Consider the following 19,762-nt stretch of genomic DNA (forward strand, 5'->3'; position numbering starts at 1 on the left):
AGTGTTTCAGCGAACGAGGCACGGACGCTTGTTGTCGAACGTCCAGCCCGGAATGAGGTACTGCATCGCGGCGGCATCGTCACGGCTGCCGAGCCCTTTATCGAGGTAAAGCGCATGCGCGGCCGCGAGCGCTTCCTCGTCGAGCTCGATGCCGAGCCCGCCGCGCGCCGGCACGGCCACTTGACCGTCGACGATCTTGAACGGCTCGCGCGTAAGATGCTGACCGTCCTGCCAGATCCAGTGCGTATCGATCGCCGTGATCTGGCCGGGCGCCGCCGCCGCGACATGCGTGAACATCGCAAGCGAAATGTCGAAGTGGTTGTTCGAATGCGAGCCCCAGGTGAGCCCCCATTCTGCGCAAAGCTGGGCGACGCGAACCGAGCCGCGCATCGTCCAGAAGTGCGGATCGGCGAGCGGAATGTCGACGGACTGCAGCGTCACCGCATGGCCGAGCTGGCGCCAATCGGTGGCGATCATGTTGGTCGCCGTCGGCAGGCCCGTCGCGCGACGGAACTCGGCCATCACCTCGCGGCCCGAATATCCGCCTTCGGCGCCGCACGGGTCCTCGGCATAGGCGAGCACGTCGTGCTTGTCGCGGCAAAGGCGAATCGCTTCCGCGAGCGACCAGGCGCCGTTCGGATCGAGCGTGATCCGCGCATCGGGAAAACGCTCGGCAAGCGCGGTCACCGCGGCGATTTCCTCATCGCCCGCGAGCACGCCTCCCTTCAGCTTGAAGTCGTGAAAGCCGTAGCGTGCATGCGCGGCAACGGCAAGCTCGACGACGGCTTCCGGCGTGAGCGCGGGCTCGTTGCGCAGACGGAACCACGCGTCGTCTGCGTCGCGCTCGCTCCGATAGTCGAGCGCCGTGCGCTCGCGTTCGCCGACATAGAAAAGATAGCCCAGCATCGGCACGTGCGTGCGCTGCTGGCCTTCGCCCAAGAGCGCCGCCACGGGCACTTCGAGATGTTGGCCGAGCAGATCGAGCAGCGCCGCTTCGATCGCCGTCACCGCGTGCACGGTGATGCGCAGATCGAACGTCTGCGTGCCGCGGCCGCCCGCATCGCGGTCGCCGAAGCGCTGCCGCACCGTGTTGAGCACGTCCTGCCAGCGACCGAGCGGCTGGCCGACGACGAGTGCGCTCGCGTCCTCGAGCGTGCGGCGAATCCCCTCGCCGCCCGGCACTTCGCCGAGGCCTGTGTGTCCGCTGCTGTCCTCGAGGATGACAATGTTGCGCGTGAAATACGGCCCATGCGCGCCGCTCAGGTTGAGCAGCATGCTGTCGCGCCCGGCAACGGGGACGACGCGCATGCGTGTGACGACAGGGGTCTTCGAGGCTGCATCGACTTTCATCGGTTCGTGTTTCCTGTGTTTCGTGTGTTTCGCGTGTTTTGCGGTCTTGTCTCTGGCGTTTGGCGCGATGCGGCGCTCCGCTCGTTACGTCCGAGCCGCGACGGCCCGTCCTTCACGCACGGCGCGGCCATAGCTCGGCCGCTTCGGATCGTATGTCCAGCCCGGCACGAGGTAGCGCATCGCGACCGCATCGTCGCGCGCACCGCTGCCGAGCGACTTGTAGAGCTCGTGCGCGCTCATCACGCGCTCTAGATCGACCTCGATGCCGAGGCCCGGGCGCTCGGGCACCGCGACCGTCCCGCCTTCGATGACGAGCGGCTCGCGCGTCAAGCGTTCCTCGCCTTCCTGCCAGATCCAGTGCGTGTCGATCGCGGTGATCGAGCCCGGCGCCGCCGCGGCCACATGCGTAAACATCGCAAGCGACACATCGAAATGATTGTTCGAATGCGAGCCCCAGGTGAGCCCCCACTCGGCGCAAAGCTGCGCGACGCGCGCCGAGCCTTGCATCGTCCAGAAATGCGGATCGGCGAGCGGAATATCGACGGCACCAAGCACGACCGCATGGCCGAGCTGGCGCCAATCGGTGGCGATCATGTTCGTCGCCGTCGGAATACCCGTTGAACGCTTGAACTCCGCCATCGTCTCGCGGCCCGAATAGCCGTTTTCGGGGCCGCACGGGTCTTCGGCATAAGCGAGCAGATGCCCCTGGCCGCGGCATAGCCGGATCGCCTCGTCGAGCGACCACGCGCCATTCGGGTCGAGTGTCACGCGTGCCTGAGGAAAATGCGCCTTGATCGCCGCGACGGCATCGAGCTCGTCGTCGCCGTCCATCACGCCGCCCTTGAGCTTGAAGTCGGTGAAGCCGTAGCGCGCGGCGGCCGCTTGCGCGAGGCGCGCGACTTCGCGCGGCGTGAGCGCGCTCTCGCAACGCAGACGGAACCATTCGTCGCTCGCGCCGGAGCCGTCGAGATAGGGCAGATCGGTCTTGCGACGATCGCCGACATAGAAGAGATAAGCGAGCATCGGCACACGATCGCGCTGACGGCCGTTTGCGAGCAACTCGGCAACGGGCACGCCGAGATGCTGGCCCAGCAGGTCGAGCAGCGCCGCCTCGACCGCCGTGAGCACGTTGTCCATGCGCAGGTTGATCTCGTGCGGCTGACGCAAGACGGCGGACTCGGCCTCGTTCGTCACCTCGTGGACAGTGCCGCGATGGGCTGTGTCGGCGCCCCCGCCGAGCGCGCGGCGAAGGGCGTTGAGCGTTGCGTTGGCGCGGCCGATCTCCGTACCGAGCACGAGCGGGGTCATCCGTTCGAGCGCGCCGCGAATGCCCTCGCCGCCCGGCACCTCGCCAACGCCCGTGCGCCCCGCCGAATCAGTCAGCAACACGAGATTGCGCGTGAAAAACGGGCCGTGCGCGCCGCACAGATTCATGAGCATGCTGTCGCGGCCCGCGACAGGAATCACCTGCATGCTCGTCACGCGCGGCGTGCCCCCGCTCGCATAGCGGTCGCTTTCAGCGTCCCGATTCCCGGCTTGTCGCTCAACCACCTTGATTCGTCTCCATATCGATTCGTTCATTGCCTTGGCATTGAGCCGGCTTTCCTTCGCCGGCTCGCCGCCCGTGCCGGCTCAGGACTCGAGCTTCAACTCGACGCGCTGAATCTTGCCCACGAGGAACAGATAGCAGAAGCAGGCGATGAGACCATGCAGCCCGACGAAAACGAGCGCGCCGTTGAACGAGCCCGTATGGCCGACGATATAGCCGACGGCGATCGGCGTCGTGATGCTCGACAGATTGCCGAAGGTATTCATCAGCGCACCGGAAAGGCCCGCGATCTGCTTGGGCGCCGTATCGGAGTTGACGGCCCAGCCGAGCGCGCCGAGTCCTTTGCCGAAGAAGGCGAGCGCCATCACCGCGACGACGATGCCCTGGGCATCGACATAATTGCAGATCACCATGCTCATCGAAAGCAGCATGCCGAGTACGATCGGCACCTTGCGCGCGACCGAGAGCGACGCGCCGCGCGAGAGCAGCCAATCGGAGATGATGCCGCCTAGAATGCCGCCGAGAAAGCCACACACGGCCGGCACCGAAGCGACGAAGCCCGCTTTCAGGATCGACATCCCGCGCGCCTGCACGAGGTAGATCGGGAACCAGGTGATGAAGAAGTACGTGAGCGCGTTGATGCAATACTGCGCCACGTACACGCCCATCAACATCCGATTTCTCAAGAGCTGCTTCACATAGGCCACATTCGGACCTTGCGCGCGTGCCGATACTGCGCGATCGATATCGACGAGGCCACCGCCCGCCTCGATATACTCGATCTCGGCCTGGTTCACGCGCGGATGCTCCTTCGGGTCGCGCACGAAGATGCGCCACGCGATCGCCATCGCGATGCCGAGCACGCCCATCACGATGAAGACCTCGTGCCAGCCGAACGAATGAACGACCCAGGCCATGAGCGGCGCGAAGATGACGGTCGCCGCATATTGAGCCGAATTGAAGATCGCCGAGGCCGTGCCGCGCTCGTTCGCTGGGAACCAGGCGGCCACGATGCGACTGTTGGCCGGAAATGCGGGCGCTTCGGCCACGCCGACGAGAAAGCGCAGCGCGAATACCGCGGCGACCGCCGCGCCGCCGGCGAGAAAGCCGATCGTTCCTTGCATGAACGTGAAGATCGACCAGATCAGAATGCTCGCGCCGTAGACGCGCCGCGAGCCGAACTTGTCGAGCAGCCCGCCGCCGGGCAGTTGCGCGATGACATAGGACCAGCCGAACGCCGAGAAGATGTACCCGAGCGCCACGGCGTTCATGCCGAGGTCCTTTTGCATCGCCGAACCCGCGATCGAAACCGTCGCGCGGTCGGCATAGTTGATCGTCGTCACGATGAACAGCATCGCGAGGATCGTGAAACGCACTCGGCTCGCGCGTAGCGCAGCCGGGGTGCTTTTAGCTCCCACGATGGGGGCTTCTGCGTCCATAGTCTCCTCCTTTGCGCGGCGCGGTGCGTGTGGCACCCCGCCGCTCTTGTTCGCCGGGCCCGCATGCCGGCCCGGCGGCTGATCAGGCGTCGCCGCCCGACACCATGTTCCCGTCGACAAGGCGCCTCACGCGCCACGGGTTCGCGTCCTGCAAGGCCTGCGGCAGCAGCGAGTCGGGCATGTCCTGATAGCAGACGGGCCTCAGGAAGCGCTCGATCGCGGCCGTGCCGACCGATGTCGAACGGCCGTCGGTCGTCGCCGGCCACGGGCCGCCGTGCACCATCGCGTGCGTGACCTCCACGCCGGTCGGCCAGCCGTTGACGAGGATGCGGCCTGCCTTGCGCTCGAGCGTCGGCAGCAACGCGCGCGCGAGCGTCGTGTCGCGCGCATCGTCGGCGTCGAGCTGCAGCGTCGCCGTCAACTGGCCTTCGAGGGCCCGCGCGACAGCCGTGAACTGCGCGGCGTCGCGGCAACGAACGACGAGCGCCGTCGCGCCGAAGATTTCCTCGTGCAGCGAGGGCTGCGCGAGGAAGCTGTCCGCGTCGGTCGTATAAAGCCCGGCTTGGCCTCGATTCGGCTCACCGCTCGCGAGCCCCTGCGCGGCGCACTGGACGTTGCGCTCGCCCGCGAGACGGACCACACCGCGCCGATAAGCCTCGGCGATGCCGGGCGTCAGCATGGTCTGCGCCGCACGCTGCGCAAGCGCGGTGGCCGCCGACGCGACGAATCGGTCGAGGCCGGGGCCGTCGATGGCGAGCAAGAGGCCCGGATTCGTGCAGAACTGTCCGGCGCCGAGCGTCAGCGAATCGACGAACTGCGCGCCGAGCGCGTCGGCGCGCGCCTCGAGCGCCGACGGCAGCAGGAATACCGGATTGACGGCGGAAAGCTCGCCGTAGACGGGGATCGGCTGCGGCCGCGACTGGGCGATCCGCATCAGCGCGACGCCACCGGCGCGCGACCCTGTGAAGCCGACGGCTTGAATGCGCGGATCGGAAACGAGCGCACCCGCCCGCTCGTTATCGGCAAAGAGCAGCGAAAAAACGCCTTCCGGCAACCCGCAGCGCGCAACGGCGGCCTGCACCGCGCCGCCGACGAGGGCCGAGGTGCCCGGATGAGCGGGATGCCCCTTCACGACGACGGGACAGCCGGCCGCGAGGGCCGACGCCGTATCGCCGCCGGCCACCGAGAACGCGAGCGGAAAGTTGCTCGCGCCGAACACGGCGACGGGGCCCACCGCGATGCGGCGCAGGCGCAGGTCGGCGCGCGGCAGCGGCTTGCGCTCCGGCAAAGCCGGATCGATGCGCGCGTCGAGCGCATCTCCGCTTCGCACGAGGCGCGCGAAGAGCCGCAACTGATTACAGGTTCGTGCACGCTCGCCTTCGAGCCGCGGACGCGGCAGCCCCGTCTCGCTCATCGCGCGCTCGATCAGCGCATCGCCGAGCGCCTCGATTTCGCTTGCGATCGTCTCGAGGAACGCCGCGCGCTCGGCGGGCGCCGTCTCGCGGAAAGTATCGAAAGCCGCGTCGGCAAGTGCGCAGGCGCGCGCGACATCGGCTGCGTCGGCGAGCGTGAACGCCGGTTCGAGCGTATGTCCCGTCGCCGGATCGACGGCGCGAAAAACGCCGGCCGCGCCCGGGACGCGCGAAGCGCCGATCAGGAGATCGCCGCCGAGCGTCATGCCGCGCCCCCTTGCACGCGGCTCACGAGCTTCTTGAGCTCGGCGAACTCTTCCTCGGTCAGATCCGTGAGCGGAGCGCGCACGGGGCCCGCGCTGCGGCCGATCGCGCGCATGCCGGCCTTGACGATCGACACGGCATAGCCGCGCTTGTGGTTGCGCAGCGCGATGTAGGGCAGCACGAAGTCATTGAGCATCTTGTAGACCTTCGCGCCGTCGTTGGCACGCACGGCCGCATAGAATTCGAGCGCGAACTTCGGCACGAAGTTAAATATGGCCGAGGAGTACGTCGTCACACCGAGCGTCAGGTACGGGAGCGCGAACGTCTCGGCCGTCGGCAGGCCGCCGACGTAGGTGAAGCGATCGCCGAGGCGCGAGTAGATGCGCGTCATCAACTCGAGATCGCCGAGGCCGTCCTTGAAGCCGACGAGATTCGGGCAACGCTCGGCGAGACGCTCCAGCGCGACTTCGTCGAGAACCTGATTCGCGCGGTTGTAGACGATGACGCCGAGCGACGTCGACTTGCAGACCTGCTCGACGTGCGCGGCGACGCCGTCGGTCGCCGCTTCGGTCAGGTACGGCGGCAGCAGCAGGATGCCGTCGGCGCCCGCTTGCTCGGCGGCCTGGCAGAACTCCTTGGCCATCGCGGTGCCATAGCCCGCCGGCGCAATGACGGGCACGCGCCCGCCCGTCGATTCGACTGCCGCGCGCACGACGCGGCCGACTTCGGCCGGCGTCAGCGAAAAGAACTCGCCGGTGCCGCCCGCGGCGAAGATGCCGGCGGCCGGGTGGCCGAGCAGCCAATCGAGATTGGCGCGATAGGCGTCTTCGTCGAACGACAAATCTTCCTTGAAGTGCGTGACGGGGAACGACAGCAGGCCGGTGCCGATCTGGCGGGCGAATTCAGTGGGTGTGTAACGAGTCATGTTTGTGTGGCGCGTAGAAAGTGTTCTTCGGAACGATTGAGCGATTCTTGCACCGCGACCGATTCAAGTCCAAGATAACGGCTGTCTCGATCAATACCGTTTTTGTATCGATGTTCGAACTGAGCCAGCTTCGCTGCTTCGTCGCCGTTGCCGAGGAATTGCATTTCGGTCGAGCCGCCGAGCGTTTGCACATGACGCAACCGCCGCTTTCGCGCCAGATCCGTCTGCTCGAACACCAAGTCGGAACCGAGCTGTTCGAGCGCAGCAGCCGCTCGGTGCGGCTGACGGCCGCCGGCCGCAGCTTCCTGCCCGACGCCGCGCGCATTCTGCGGCTCGCCGACGAGGCGGCGGCGACCGCGCGCCGCGTGGCCGCGGGCGCGTCGGGCTCGCTTGCGATCGGCTTCACGGCCACCGTCGGCTATGGACTCCTCCCGGCGCTCGTCAGCGCGGTGCGTGCGGCGTCCTCGGGCGTGCGGCTGACGCTGAAGGAAATGGTGAGCGCGGCGCAGCTAGAGGCCTTGGATGCGCGGCAGATCGACGTCGGACTACTGCGCCCGCCCGTCGATCACGGCGAGCTCGTCGCGCTGCCTTGCGCGAGCGAATCGCTCGTCCTGGCGTTGCCTGCGGCGGCGGCGCAGCAATGGCGCACGAAGCCCACGCTCGCCGACTGCGAGGGCCGTCCCTTGCTGATGTATTCCCCCTATGAAGCGCGATACTTCCACCAATTGCTGACGGGGCTCTTCGAGCGCGCTGGGGTGCTGCCCGATATCGTCGAGTATGTGAGCCAGATTCATTCGATGCTGGCACTCGTGCGCGCGGGCATCGGCGTCGCACTGATTCCAGCCTCGGCGGCACTGCTGCAATTCGAAGGCGTGGTCTATCGGCCCGTGCGCACGGCGCCGGCGAGGCCCGTCGAATTGCTCTTCGTCCATCGCGACGACAACGACAACCCGGTCTTCAGCTCACTGAAAGGCGTTCTGCATCGCGCGATCGCGGGGAACGCCGAGCATTAACGGCTCTCATGGATCTCGAAAGCATTCTCTTCACCCAAGGCTTTGGCTCGAGACGTCAGTGTCGGGCCATGGTCGCGGCGGGACGTGTCAGCGTCGGCGGCGCCGCCGCCTGCACCGACGCCGACGCCGATTTCCCGACCGACGCGCTTCTCTTCGAAGTCGACGGCGAGCCCTGGCACTATCGCGAGCGCGCGTACCTGATGCTCAACAAGCCGGCCGGCTACGAATGCTCGCGCGAGCCGCAGCATCACTTGAGCGTGTTCAGTCTGCTGCCGGCGCCGCTCGCTGCGCGCGGCGTGCAGTGCGTCGGCCGGCTCGACGAAGATACGACGGGCCTGCTGCTGCTCTCGGACGACGGCCAGTTCGTCCATGCCTATACATCGCCGAAGCGCAAGGTCCCGAAGACCTACGTCGCCACGACGCGCCATCCGCTCGACGAGGCGCAACTCGCGGCGCTGCGCGACGGTGTGCTGCTGCACGGAGAGAGCAAGCCGACCGCCGCCGCGAGCGCCGTTGCGCGCGGCGAGCGATTGCTCGCGCTGACCGTCAACGAGGGCAAGTACCACCAGGTAAAGCGGATGATCGCCGCGGCCGGCAACCGCTGCGAGGCGCTGCACCGAGAGCGCATCGGGGCGCTCGCGTTGCCGGCGACGCTCGCCGTCGGCGCCTGGCGCTGGCTCGACGAAGCCGATCTCGGTGCGCTCGCCGAACGCTGAGGTCGATGCCGCGGTCGCCCGCGCGAGCGCCTCATCGCGCGACGATCCCGCTCAGTTTCGGCGCACGGTCGCCAGAAAATCGTCAACGGTCGGAAACCGCAGCCTGACGCGCAGCTCGCGTATCAAGCGACGGTTCGCAAGCCGGCGCGATTCGCTCATGAACGAGAGCGTCAGCGGCGAAAGTTCGTCTTGCGCCTGCTCGCGCGTGATGCGCGGCACGCGCGCGAGACCGAAAGCATCGGCGATCCGGTCGAAGTACTCCCCCATCTTGAGCACCGTATCGTCCGATGCATGAACGACGCGCGACGTACCCGCCCGTGCGAGCGCGCGCAGGAGGATCGCGGCGAGATCGTCGGCATGGATGTGGTTCGTATAGACGTCGTCGTCTTCGATGAGCGCGGGCATGCGCTGCTGAATGCGCGCGAGCGGCAGCCGCTCGGCCGCGTAGATTCCCGGGATGCGGACGATGCACGCGGCGAGCGCGCCGCGCGCGGTCGCCCGCCGCAATTGCCGCTCGGCCGCCACGCGGCGCTTGGCCCGCGCGTTGAGCGGGCGCACCGGACGCGTCTCGTCGACGAGCGCGCCGCCGCAATCTCCATAAACGCCTGTGGTGCTCGCATAAACGATTCGCGTCGGGCGGCGGCCCCACGTCGCGCGAGCGGCCTCAGTTACAATAGGCGTTTGTGGCGCGCCGCCCCATCGCCTGGCGAACCGGCTCCCGCGCATGGAATTCCGTGCGCTCGAATGCGGCCTTTTCGCGGCACGTGCGTGATAGGGCGCCGTCAGCGCGGCGATCAACGCGCGCGTACGCGGATCGTCTTCGCCTTGCTGCGGCGGAGGGGCGAGATGCAGGACAGTCGGCGCGAGGCCGGTCAAGCGCCGCAGGCTGCGCGCGGCGTCGAGGTCGCCTAAGATGGGCGACGCGCCCGCTGCCCGCAGCTCCGCCTTGCGCTCGGGCCGGCTCGTGAGCGCAATGACACGAGGGGGCGCCGCGCGAGCGAGCAGCATTCGCGCGGCACGCAGGCCTACGTCGCCGCAGCCGACGATCAGCACGCGCGGACGCCGCAGAAGTCGAGTGATGGTCATGCGCGCATTGTATCGGGGCAGGCCCGCTGCGGCAGGCAGGACGATTTTCCATTTTTGTTTCGAATGCTATGGCATATAACGTGACTCTCCGGCAAAGCGGCCGGCAGTTCCAAGTAGAACCCGACGAGCCGGTACTCTCGGCCGCGCTGCGTCAGGGCGTCGGCCTGCCGTACGGGTGCAAGAACGGGGCATGCGGCTCCTGCAAGGGGACGGTCGTTTCGGGCGAAGTCGAGCAGCGCGCGCACTCGTCCTCCGCGCTCTCGAACGACGAGAAAACGCGCGGTATGGCGCTCTTTTGCTGCGCGACGGCGAATTGCGACCTCGTCATCGACGTGCGCGAAATCGCGGGCGTCGGCGATGTGCAGGTCAAGAAGCTGCCGTGCCGCGTGAACGCGATCGAGCGCAAGGCCGACGATGTGGTCGTGCTCAAGCTGCAGTTGCCGGCCAACGAGCGCCTTCAATACCTTGCCGGTCAGTACATCGAATTCATCCTGAAGGACGGCAAGCGCCGCAGCTACTCGATGGCGAGCGCGCCGCACGCGGAGGGCCCGCTCGAGCTCCATATCCGGCACATGCCGGGCGGCGCCTTCACGGACCACGTCTTCAACACAATGAAGGAGCGCGAGATTCTGCGCTTCGAAGGTCCGCTCGGTACGTTCTTCCTGCGCGAGGATTCCGAGAAGCCGATCGTGCTGCTCGCTTCGGGCACGGGCTTCGCACCGATCAAGGCCATCGTGGAGCACGCGTTCTTCAAGAACACGGACCGGCCGATGACGCTCTATTGGGGCGGCCGCCGCAAGCAAGATCTCTATCTGATGGATCTCGCCCGGCAATGGGAGCAGGACCATCCGAACTTCAAGTTCGTGCCGGTGCTCTCGGAGGCCGATGCCGGCGATGCGTGGACGGGCCGCTCAGGCTTCGTGCACCGGGCGGTGATCGAGGACCTGCCGGACTTGTCGGGCTACCAGGTTTATGCGTGCGGTGCGCCCGTGATGGTGGAGGCGGCGCAGCGCGATTTCACGAGCCATCATGGTTTGCCGGCCGACGAGTTCTACGCCGACTCGTTTACGAGCGAAGCCGATCTCGTGAACGCGGTGTGACTCCGCGCTGGATGCGCGCGCGGCGCGACGGCGCGATGACAGTGCAACGCGGCCATGGCGAATTCGCGACACTGTCATGCCCTCGCGATTGCACCGATTGGCACGCTGTCGTATTCTTGCGCGCATGAACCGCATTCAGACCGCCCTCCGACGTCGCCGCTCGCTGCCCGCATGGGAAGCCCTTGGCTCGTCGCGGATGTGCGCCTTGCAGTACCAACGCTAGGCGCACTACCGGTCAAACAGCGAAAGCCACGGGATCCCGTGGCTTTTTTCTTTCCCGGCTTGGATCTCCCTTGTCCTCTACTCACTTACCGCGGAGCCGCCCCATGCATTTCAACGAGTACCCGACGCAGTCGCTGATGTACATCACCAACCGGCCCGACGTCGTCTTCACGCACGGCTCGGGCTCCTGGCTCTTCGACAACGAGGGCAAGCGCTACCTCGATTTCGTCCAGGGCTGGGCCGTCAACTGCCTCGGGCACTGCCACCCGGCGATGATCGAAGCGCTCGAAAAGCAGGCGCGTCTCTTGATCAATCCTTCGCCCGCCTTCTACAACGAGCCGATGGCGCAACTCGCGGCACGCTTGACCGAGCATAGCGTCTTCGACAAAGTGTTCTTCGCGAACAGCGGCGCCGAGGCGAACGAAGGCGCGATCAAGCTCGCTCGCAAGTGGGGCAAGAAGTTCAGGAACGGGGCGTACGAGATCATCACCTTCGACCACGGGTTCCACGGCCGGACGTTGGCGACGATGTCGGCAAGCGGCAAGGCCGGCTGGGACACGCTCTATGCGCCGCAAGTGCCCGGCTTTCCGAAGGCCGAACTCAACGACATCGCATCGGTCGAGCGTCTCATCGGCCAAAAGACCGTGGCCGTCATGCTCGAGCCGATCCAGGGCGAAGCCGGCGTCATCCCGGCGACGCGCGAGTTCATGCGCGAACTGCGCGAGCTGACGAAGCGCCATGGCCTGCTCCTCATCGTCGATGAAGTGCAAACCGGTTGCGGCCGTGCCGGTACGCTCTTCGCCTACGAGCTTGCCGGCATCGAGCCTGACATCATGACGCTCGGCAAAGGCATCGGCGGCGGGGTTCCGCTCGCGGCATTGCTCTCGAAGGGCGACGTCGCCGTCTTCGAAGCGGGCGATCAGGGCGGTACCTATAACGGGAATCCGCTGATGACGGCGGTGGGCCATGCGGTCATTTCGGAGCTGACGGCGCCCGGCTTTCTCGAAGGCGTGCGTGCGCGCGGCAACTATCTGCGCGAACAGTTGCTCGCGCTGTCCGCCGAGCGCGGCTTTCATGGCGAACGTGGCGACGGTTTGCTGCGCGCGCTGCTGCTGAGCCAGGACATCGGGCCGCAGATCGTCGAAAAAGCGCGGCTCATGCAACCCGACGGCCTGCTGCTCAATGCGCCGCGGCCGAACCTGCTGCGCTTCATGCCTTCGCTGACGGTAACGACGGAAGAGATCGATCAGATGATGGCGATGCTGCGCGAAGTGCTCGATTCGTTCTAAGCTCGAAAACGCTGCGCTCGTAGCAAATCCCGGCGAATCGAACAAAAAGGCCGCATGCGTCGCTGCATGCGGCCTTTTCTTTCTCGGGTGAGCCCGACCGGTCGACTGGTCGATTACATCTTCACGGCGTCGATGAACGTCTTCTTGCCGTCCTTGTAGCCGTAAAGCGAAACCACGCCGTGCTTCAGGTCGCCCTTCGCGTCGAACGAGGTGTCACCGATGATGCCCTTGTAGTCGGTCGCCGGCATCGCCGCGAGGATTTTCGCCGCATCGGTCGACTGAGCGCGTTTCATCGCATCGACGATGATGTAGACGGCGTCATAGGTATAGGGCGCGTAGAGCGTGACCGGCTGGCCGAAACGCTTCTGATACTTCGCTTCGAACACCTTGCCCTGAGCCATCTGGTCGACGCCCTTGCCCGCCTGCGAGCAAACGATGTTGTCGGCCGCCTGGCCCGCGAGCGCCGCGATCGAGCTCGTGCAGAGGCCGTCGCCGGCGAGCACCTTCGCGCGCAAGCCCAATTGCCGTGCCTGCTTCGCGAAGGGGCCGCCCGTCGCATCCATGCCGCCGTACATGATCGCGTCCGGGTTCTCGCCCTTGATCTTCGTCAGGATCGCGCGAAAGTCGACGGCCTTGTCGTTCGTCGCGTCGTGCGACACGACTTTTATTCCGAGCGCTTTCGCCGTCTTTTCGAATTCGTTCGCAAGCCCCTGGCCATAGGCGGTCGAATCGTCGACCACGGCCACCGTCTTCACGTTGAGATTCTTCACGGCATAGTTCGCGAGCGCGGGACCTTGCTGCGCATCGGTCGCGACGACACGATAGGTCGTCTTGAAGCCTTGCAGCGTGTAGGTCGGATTCGTCGCCGCGGGCGAGATCTGCACGATGCCCGCATCGCTATAGATCTTCGATGCCGGAATCGACGTACCCGAGGTTTCGTGACCGACGACGGCAACCACTTTCTCGTCGGCGAGACGTTGCGCGACTTGCGTCGCGGTGCGCGGGTCGCCCGCGTCGTCCTGGCCGTCGAGCTGCAGCGTGACCTTCTGCCCGCCGATCACGAGGCCCTTCTCGTTGATCTCTTCGACGGCGAGGCGGGCGCCGTTTTCGCAGTCCTTGCCCTGATGCGCGAGCCCGCCGGTAAGCGGTGCGACATGGCCGATCTTGACGACGATATCGGCGAATGCCGTGTTGGAATGAGCGACGAGCGCGAACGCCGCCGCAACGCCACTGGCGATGAGCGATTTCTTCACTACTGGTTCCCCTTGTTGGATCGGGTTTAAAAGATATTCGAGCCCTTACGATGCCCTCGGAGGCTCAGGACCCTGCGCGCACAGCGATGGGCCCTTTGTCAGGGCCCGCCCCAGGGCGGGACAGGCCCTTGAGCCTTCGCCGCACGCGGATGCCCGCGCGTGGCGAAGGCGCGGTTGCGTCACTCGCCCAGATAGGCGGCGCGCACCTTCGGATCGTCGAGCATCTCTTTGGCGTTGCCCGACATGGTGATGGACCCGGAATCCATGACGTAACCCCGGTTGGCGGCCTGCAGCGCGAGCCGCGCGTTCTGCTCCACGAGCAGCACGGTCAGCCCTTCCTTCGAGATATCGCGCACCACCTCGAAGATCTTCTCGACCATGATCGGCGAGAGACCCATCGATGGCTCGTCCAGCAGCAACAATTTAGGACGACTGATGATCGCGCGCGCCATGGCCAGCATCTGCTGCTCGCCGCCCGAAAGCGTGCCCGCCAGCTGCGACGCGCGTTCCTTCAGCCGCGGAAAATAGCCGAACATTCGCTCCACGTCCTTCTTGACGCCGTCGTTGTCCGAGCGCAGATACGCGCCCATCTGCATGTTCTCGAGGATCGACATGCGCGCGAAGATCCCGCGCCCTTCCGGCACCATCGCCAGACCACGCTTGAGCAGATCGTGCGCCGACATCCCCTTGATCGACTGACCCTGGTACTCGATGTCGCCCGCCGAGTACGGCTTCAGACCCGTGATGGCCTTCATCGTCGTCGTCTTGCCGGCGCCGTTCGCGCCGATCAGCGTCACGAGTTCGCCCTGGCCGACTTCCATGTCGACGCCCTTGACCGCCTGAATGCCGCCGTAGTTGACTTGCAGGCCCTTGATTTTCAACATTGCCGTAGCCATCAGTGGACCCCCGCGCCCAAATATGCCTCGATCACCTTCGGGTCCTTCTGCACGTCCTGCGGCAGCCCTTCGGCGATCACCTTGCCGTAATCGAGCACCGTCATGCGGTTGCACAGGTGCATCACCAGCTTCACGTCGTGCTCGATCAAGAGGATCGTGCGGCCGTCGTTGCGAATCTTCTCGAGCAGCCTCGTGAGCTCGAGCTTTTCCGTCGCGTTCATGCCCGCGGCCGGCTCGTCGAGCGCGAGCAGTTTAGGATCGGTTGCCAGCGCGCGCGCAATCTCGAGCCGCCGCTGGTGCCCATACGACAGGTTGCGCGCCGTGTAGTCCGCGTACTGCAGCACGCCCACGTACTCGAGCAGCTCCAGCGCGCGCTCCTTGATCTCGCGCTCTTCCTGGCGCTCGGCCGGCGTCTGGAACACCGCGCCGAAAAGCCCGTGCTTCGTGCGCACGTGGCGCCCCACCATCACGTTCTCGAGCGCCGTCATGCCGCCGAAGAGGCGAATGTTTTGGAACGTGCGCGCGATGCCCGCCTGGGCGACCTGATAAACGGCCGTCGGCGTGTACGGCTTGCCGTCGAGCACGAAATCGCCCGAATCAGGCGTGTAAAGCCCCGTAATCACATTGAAGAACGTCGTCTTGCCGGCACCGTTCGGTCCGATCAAACCGTAGATCTGCCCTTCCTCGATCGTCAGCCCGACGTCCGAGAGCGCCTGCAGACCGCCGAAACGCTTGTTCACGCCCTTGACGGACAAACGAATATCTTTGCTCATGAAGTTTTCTCCTGTCGACCGGAGTCAGCGCTTGAGCGACTACTCCGGTCTCATCCAACGCTGCCGGGCCTTAGGCGCGCGCCGGCTTCTTGCCGTTGCGCCTTGCCAGTTTCGCGATCTTGTCCTCGTGCTTCGCGGCGGGCCACAAGCCCTCCGAGCGGTACAGCATGATGAGCACCATCGCGAGACCGTACAGCAGTTGGCGGATCACTTCCGTATCGACGATCTGGTGACCGAACAGCATGTTCTGCAGCGGGCCCATCGTCGAGCGCAGGAACTCGGGGAACACCGCAAGCAGCACCGCGCCGAGAATCACGCCCGGGATATGGCCCATGCCGCCCAGCACCACGCACGCGAGCACCACGACCGATTCCCAGAACGTGAAGGACTCGGGCGACACGAACCCTTGGAAGCCCGCGAACATCGCGCCCGACAGCCCGCCGAACGACGCCCCCATCGCGAATGCGAGCAGCTTCACGTTACGCGTGTTGATCCCCATCGCCTTCGCGGCGATCTCGTCCTCGCGAATCGCCGCCCACGCGCGGCCGATACGCGAGTGCTGCAAGCGCGTGCAGACCCAGATCACGAGCAGTGCGCAGAGCACGAAGAGGTAGTAGTAAAAGTAGACGGACGTAATCTGCAAGCCGAAGATCGAATGCGTCTGCGAGAGGCTGAAGCCACCCACGTGCACGGGATCGATGCCCGTGATCCCCTGTGGCCCGTTCGTGATGTTGACCGGCCGATCGAGGTTGTTCATGAAGATCCGCACGATCTCGCCGAAGCCGAGCGTCACGATCGCGAGGTAGTCGCCGCGCAGGCGCAGCGTCGGAGCGCCGAGCAGGACGCCGAAGAACGCCGCGAGCGCCATCGCGATCGGCACGATGATGAAGTACGACAAGTGCATGCCGCCGGGCCACATGTGGTTGAACCACTCGAACTGATTGGCCAGGTGCGGCGAAGTCAGCAACGCGGCCGTGTAGGCGCCCACCGCGTAGAACGCGATATAGCCGAGGTCCAGCAGCCCCGCGAACCCGACCACCACGTTCAGGCCCAGGGCCAGCATCACGTAGAGCATCGCGAAGTCGAGCACGCGCACCCAGTAGTTGCCCCCTGCCGAGCCGATGATGAATGGCGCCGCGATCACGAACGCGGCCGTGATCAAGCCGACGACGAGAGTCTTGGCGGCGCTTTTCTCGGGAACGAGCGTCGTGGACGGCTCGATCGGTTGAATTGAAGTCATGTTTTGCTCCTTACCCTTACGCGCGATCCGCGACACGCTCGCCGAGCAGGCCCGACGGACGGAACACCAGCACGATGATCAGCACGATGAAAGCGAACACGTCCTGATAGTTGCTGCCGAAGACGCCGCCCGTGAGGTTGCCGATGTAGCCGGCACCCAGCTGTTCGATGAGACCGAGCACCACGCCCCCTACCATCGCGCCCCCGAGGTTGCCGATCCCGCCCAGCACCGCCGCCGTGAACGCCTTCATGCCCGGAATGAAGCCCATGTAAAAGTGGATGTTGCCGTACTCGGACGCGATCATGACGCCCGCGAGCGCGGCCAGCGCCGAGCCGATCATGAAGGTCGCCGAAATGACGAAATTCGGGTTCACGCCCATGAGGCTGGCGACGCTCGGGTTCTCGGCGATGGCGCGCATCGCGCGGCCGAGCTTCGTCTTGTGCACGAGCAGCAAGAGCCCCGCCATCACGACGAACGCCGTCACGATGATCACGATCTCGGTCATCGATATCACTGCGCCGGGCGTCGTGTCGGTGGCCTTGATCACGTTGATCGGATCGGTCGGCAGCAGCTGCGGGAACGGCAGCGGATTGCGGCCCCAGATGATCATCGCGATCGTCTCGAGCAGAATCGAGACGCCGATCGCGGTGATGAGCGGGGCGAGGCGCGGCGCGCGGCGCAACGGCCGGTACGCGGCGCGCTCGATCACATAGCCGACCACCGCGCAGACGATCGCGGCGATGAGGAGCCCGATGACGAGCGTCGCCACATTGCCGAGACCGGGGAAATGATTGTGCAGCACCGTGATGGCCGAGAGCGCAACCATCGCGCCGATCATCAGAACATCGCCGTGCGCGAAGTTGATGATGCCCAGAATGCCGTAAACCATGGTGTAGCCCAGTGCGATGATGGCATAGACACTGCCCAGCACCAGACCGTTGAGGATCTGCTGGATGAAGATATCCATTTAATGCTCCTTAGCCCGTGCGACTGGATTTCCGCCTTCGTTCACCGTAATGTGAACCGTCGGCGAAAACCGCAACGGCACTGCGGGTACTGATAAAAAAACCGGTAAGGGTTGGCCGCCTCACGCACCGCTTATGCCGTGATCCGGCGGGCGGTCCGATAAGGCGGATGCAAAAACGGCACCGTCGGGTATCCGGTGCCGTCGGGTTTCCCAGCTTGTCCCATCGCAAAAAACGATGCCCGTTCGGGCAAACGTCTCGCCACTGAATTCCGCCACGGCAGACGCGCTTCGCGACGTCACGCGCAGAGGAAGTCCGAACCCCGGAAGCGTCCGGGTTTCCTCGTCTGCCGGCGAAACGGTGCGTGCCGCCTTACCGGTGCTCGCCTCGCCGCCGTTGGCCTTGCAAAGCGCGGCGTGAGCAAACTGAACATGCATTAACTCGGTCTCCTGCGCCTTCCGAAACTGATGCCTGAAGGCCGCAAGACCTCTAGGACGGGCGCATTGTAACTCCAATTATCGACTGGCCAAAAAGCTGAGTCGGCAGGGTTTTCCTGCATTGCAACCTTTTTTTGAGGTAACTAACGCGATTCGATTGCAACCTGGTTGCAATCTTCCGACAGTCGGCTGGCGCAACCAGGACAGGCCCGAGCGCCGAATGCGCGCGAATCGACAATGAAAAAAGCGCGCCCGCGGCGCGCTTTTCTCTTCTTCCATGGGAACTTGATTTTGGCGGCCGCTCATCCGGCCACCGGTCGCCGTCTCATTCGGGGAGCGACAAACCGCGCGGCAGCGGAAATGCGATGCTTTCCTCGATTCCTTCGAGTGCGCGCACGTTGCGCACGCCCAGTTCGCGCAGGCGGGCGATCACGGCCTGCGCGAGCACCTCGGGCGCCGACGCCCCCGCCGTCACGCCGATGCGCCGCCTGCCCTCGACCCAGGCCGGGTCGATCTGATCGGGCGAATCGACCATATAGGCCGGCACGCCGCGCTTTTCCGCCACTTCGCGCAACCGGTTCGAGTTCGAACTGTTGGGACTGCCGACGACGATGACGACGTCGCATTGCGGCGCCATGAACTTGACGGCGTCCTGCCGGTTCTGCGTCGCGTAGCAGATGTCCTGCTTCTTCGGCTCGCGAATACCCGGAAAGCGAGCCTTCAGGGCGGCGATGATTTCCGAAGCATCGTCGACCGAGAGCGTCGTTTGCGTGACGAACGCGATCCGGCCCGGATCGGCAAGCTCGAGCGCATTCACGTCTTCGATGCTCTCGACGAGATACATGCCCTCACGGCACTGGCCCATCGTTCCTTCGACTTCGGGGTGGCCGCGATGGCCGATCATGATGATGTCGAGGCCCTCCTGCCGCATCTTCGCGACCTCGATGTGCACCTTCGTCACGAGCGGACAAGTCGCATCGTAGACGCGCAGCCCACGCGCCTCGGCATCCTCGCGCACGGCTTTCGGCACGCCGTGCGCGCTGAAAACGACGGTGCTGCCCGGCGGCACTTCGTCGAGCACTTCGACGAATATCGCGCCCTTCTTGCGCAGATCGTCCACGACATACGCGTTGTGGACGATCTCATGACGCACGTAGATGGGGGCGCCGTAGAGCTTGATCGCGCGCTCGACGATCTCGATCGCGCGATCGACGCCCGCACAGAAGCCGCGCGGCTGCGCAAGCAGGATTTCGGCATCCGCTGCGGCAAGAGAAGTATCTGTGAGGCTCATGTCTTACAGAATCCCGATGATCTTGACTTCGAACGCCAACGCCTGCCCGGCGAGCGGGTGGTTGAAGTCGAAAAGCGCGGACGTCTCGCCGATTTCCTTCAGCACGCCCGCGTAGCGGCCGCCGTCGGGCGCGTTGAACTCGATGACCTCGCCGGGGGTGAAATCGTCGTCGACCATCCCGTTTGCGCGCAGCGCGGCGAGCGACACGCGCTGGACGAGATCGGGGTTGCGCTCGCCGAAGGCGACGCCGGCACCTAGCCGGAAGGTCGAATGGTGCCCCGTCTTCAACCCCACGAGAATGTCTTCGAGCGGCGGCGCGATCTGCCCGGCGCCGATGAGCAGTGTGGCCGGCTTATCGGCGAAAGTGTTGACGATATCGCCGCCATCGGCAAGTGAAAGCCGGTAGTGAAGCGTCACATGGGAGCCGGGTTTCACTTCGGAGATGTCGATGATGCTCATGAGATGACTCGTTTCGTCGGGGCGCGATCCGCGCGGCGCGCGCAGGGAAGAGGGAAACCGTTCCGCGCCCCAGGCGCAAAGTC

The 19,762-nt window shown here is 65.4% G+C and carries 18 protein-coding genes; 4 read left to right on the top strand and 14 right to left on the bottom strand.

The window, feature by feature from the left end; genetic code table 11:
* Positions 1-6: 6 nt before the first annotated feature.
* The 6 genes from gudD to C9I57_RS32790 form a co-directional block, all read right to left on the bottom strand.
* Positions 7-1,350, bottom strand: a complete 1,344-nt coding sequence (gene gudD, locus C9I57_RS18085; RefSeq protein WP_107151997.1) for a glucarate dehydratase — start codon at positions 1,348-1,350, stop codon at positions 7-9.
* A gap of 84 nt (positions 1,351-1,434) precedes the next feature.
* The gene (locus C9I57_RS18090) at positions 1,435-2,823 is read right to left on the bottom strand and encodes an enolase C-terminal domain-like protein (RefSeq protein WP_107152082.1); all 1,389 of its coding nucleotides are present in this window, start codon (positions 2,821-2,823) and stop codon (positions 1,435-1,437) included.
* Positions 2,824-2,982: 159 nt separating this feature from the next.
* Positions 2,983-4,338: an MFS transporter gene (locus tag C9I57_RS18095; RefSeq protein ID WP_107151998.1), complete on the bottom strand. Its 1,356-nt coding sequence runs from the start codon at positions 4,336-4,338 to the stop codon at positions 2,983-2,985.
* Positions 4,339-4,420: 82 nt separating this feature from the next.
* Positions 4,421-6,016, bottom strand: a complete 1,596-nt coding sequence (locus C9I57_RS18100) for an aldehyde dehydrogenase (NADP(+)) (RefSeq protein WP_107151999.1) — start codon at positions 6,014-6,016, stop codon at positions 4,421-4,423.
* Positions 6,013-6,939, bottom strand: coding sequence for a 5-dehydro-4-deoxyglucarate dehydratase (gene kdgD, locus C9I57_RS18105; RefSeq protein ID WP_107152000.1), 927 nt, complete (start codon positions 6,937-6,939; stop codon positions 6,013-6,015). Before kdgD ends, C9I57_RS18100 begins: the two co-directional genes overlap by 4 nt.
* A complete protein-coding gene (locus C9I57_RS32790; RefSeq protein ID WP_181321874.1) occupies positions 6,936-7,130 on the bottom strand; it encodes a hypothetical protein in 195 nt (64 codons plus the stop codon). The genes kdgD and C9I57_RS32790 overlap by 4 nt, the downstream gene beginning before the upstream one ends.
* On the opposite strand from C9I57_RS32790, the gene C9I57_RS18110 reads away from it, so the two are divergent.
* Positions 7,050-7,952: a LysR family transcriptional regulator gene (locus C9I57_RS18110; protein ID WP_107152083.1), complete on the top strand. Its 903-nt coding sequence runs from the start codon at positions 7,050-7,052 to the stop codon at positions 7,950-7,952. The genes C9I57_RS32790 and C9I57_RS18110 overlap by 81 nt on opposite strands.
* A gap of 8 nt (positions 7,953-7,960) precedes the next feature.
* On the top strand, positions 7,961-8,668 hold the full coding sequence (locus C9I57_RS18115; RefSeq protein WP_107152001.1) for a 16S rRNA pseudouridine(516) synthase: 708 nt from the start codon (positions 7,961-7,963) through the stop codon (positions 8,666-8,668).
* A gap of 51 nt (positions 8,669-8,719) precedes the next feature.
* Here C9I57_RS18115 and C9I57_RS18120 read toward each other — a convergent pair whose 3' ends face one another.
* Positions 8,720-9,754 carry an NAD-dependent epimerase/dehydratase family protein gene (locus tag C9I57_RS18120; RefSeq protein ID WP_107152002.1) on the bottom strand — a complete coding sequence of 345 codons (1,035 nt, stop codon included), beginning with the start codon at positions 9,752-9,754 and terminating at the stop codon, positions 8,720-8,722.
* A gap of 68 nt (positions 9,755-9,822) precedes the next feature.
* On the opposite strand from C9I57_RS18120, the gene C9I57_RS18125 reads away from it, so the two are divergent.
* Positions 9,823-10,854 carry a CDP-6-deoxy-delta-3,4-glucoseen reductase gene (locus tag C9I57_RS18125; RefSeq protein WP_107152003.1) on the top strand — a complete coding sequence of 344 codons (1,032 nt, stop codon included), beginning with the start codon at positions 9,823-9,825 and terminating at the stop codon, positions 10,852-10,854.
* Between the two features lie 326 nt (positions 10,855-11,180).
* The gene (locus tag C9I57_RS18130; protein ID WP_107152004.1) at positions 11,181-12,365 is read left to right on the top strand and encodes an acetylornithine transaminase; all 1,185 of its coding nucleotides are present in this window, start codon (positions 11,181-11,183) and stop codon (positions 12,363-12,365) included.
* Positions 12,366-12,478: 113 nt separating this feature from the next.
* Here C9I57_RS18130 and C9I57_RS18135 read toward each other — a convergent pair whose 3' ends face one another.
* The 7 genes from C9I57_RS18135 to C9I57_RS18170 all read right to left on the bottom strand — a co-directional run bounded on the left by C9I57_RS18135 (position 12,479) and on the right by C9I57_RS18170 (position 19,679).
* The gene (locus C9I57_RS18135) at positions 12,479-13,618 is read right to left on the bottom strand and encodes a branched-chain amino acid ABC transporter substrate-binding protein (protein ID WP_107152005.1); all 1,140 of its coding nucleotides are present in this window, start codon (positions 13,616-13,618) and stop codon (positions 12,479-12,481) included.
* Between the two features lie 179 nt (positions 13,619-13,797).
* Positions 13,798-14,514 (bottom strand): ABC transporter ATP-binding protein, encoded by a 717-nt coding sequence (locus tag C9I57_RS18140; RefSeq protein WP_107152006.1) that lies wholly within the window; start codon positions 14,512-14,514, stop codon positions 13,798-13,800.
* Positions 14,514-15,287, bottom strand: a complete 774-nt coding sequence (locus C9I57_RS18145) for an ABC transporter ATP-binding protein (protein WP_107152007.1) — start codon at positions 15,285-15,287, stop codon at positions 14,514-14,516. Before C9I57_RS18145 ends, C9I57_RS18140 begins: the two co-directional genes overlap by 1 nt.
* A 70-nt stretch (positions 15,288-15,357) precedes the next feature.
* Positions 15,358-16,527, bottom strand: a complete 1,170-nt coding sequence (locus C9I57_RS18150; protein WP_107152008.1) for an ABC transporter permease subunit — start codon at positions 16,525-16,527, stop codon at positions 15,358-15,360.
* Between the two features lie 16 nt (positions 16,528-16,543).
* Positions 16,544-17,494 (bottom strand): branched-chain amino acid ABC transporter permease, encoded by a 951-nt coding sequence (locus C9I57_RS18155; RefSeq protein WP_107152009.1) that lies wholly within the window; start codon positions 17,492-17,494, stop codon positions 16,544-16,546.
* A gap of 760 nt (positions 17,495-18,254) precedes the next feature.
* A complete protein-coding gene (gene ispH, locus C9I57_RS18165; protein ID WP_107152011.1) occupies positions 18,255-19,220 on the bottom strand; it encodes a 4-hydroxy-3-methylbut-2-enyl diphosphate reductase in 966 nt (321 codons plus the stop codon).
* Positions 19,221-19,223: 3 nt separating this feature from the next.
* A complete protein-coding gene (locus tag C9I57_RS18170) occupies positions 19,224-19,679 on the bottom strand; it encodes an FKBP-type peptidyl-prolyl cis-trans isomerase (RefSeq protein ID WP_107152012.1) in 456 nt (151 codons plus the stop codon).
* Positions 19,680-19,762 lie beyond the last annotated feature (83 nt).

Source organism: Trinickia symbiotica, from assembly GCF_003028655.1.
Lineage (GTDB): Bacteria > Pseudomonadota > Gammaproteobacteria > Burkholderiales > Burkholderiaceae > Trinickia > Trinickia symbiotica_A.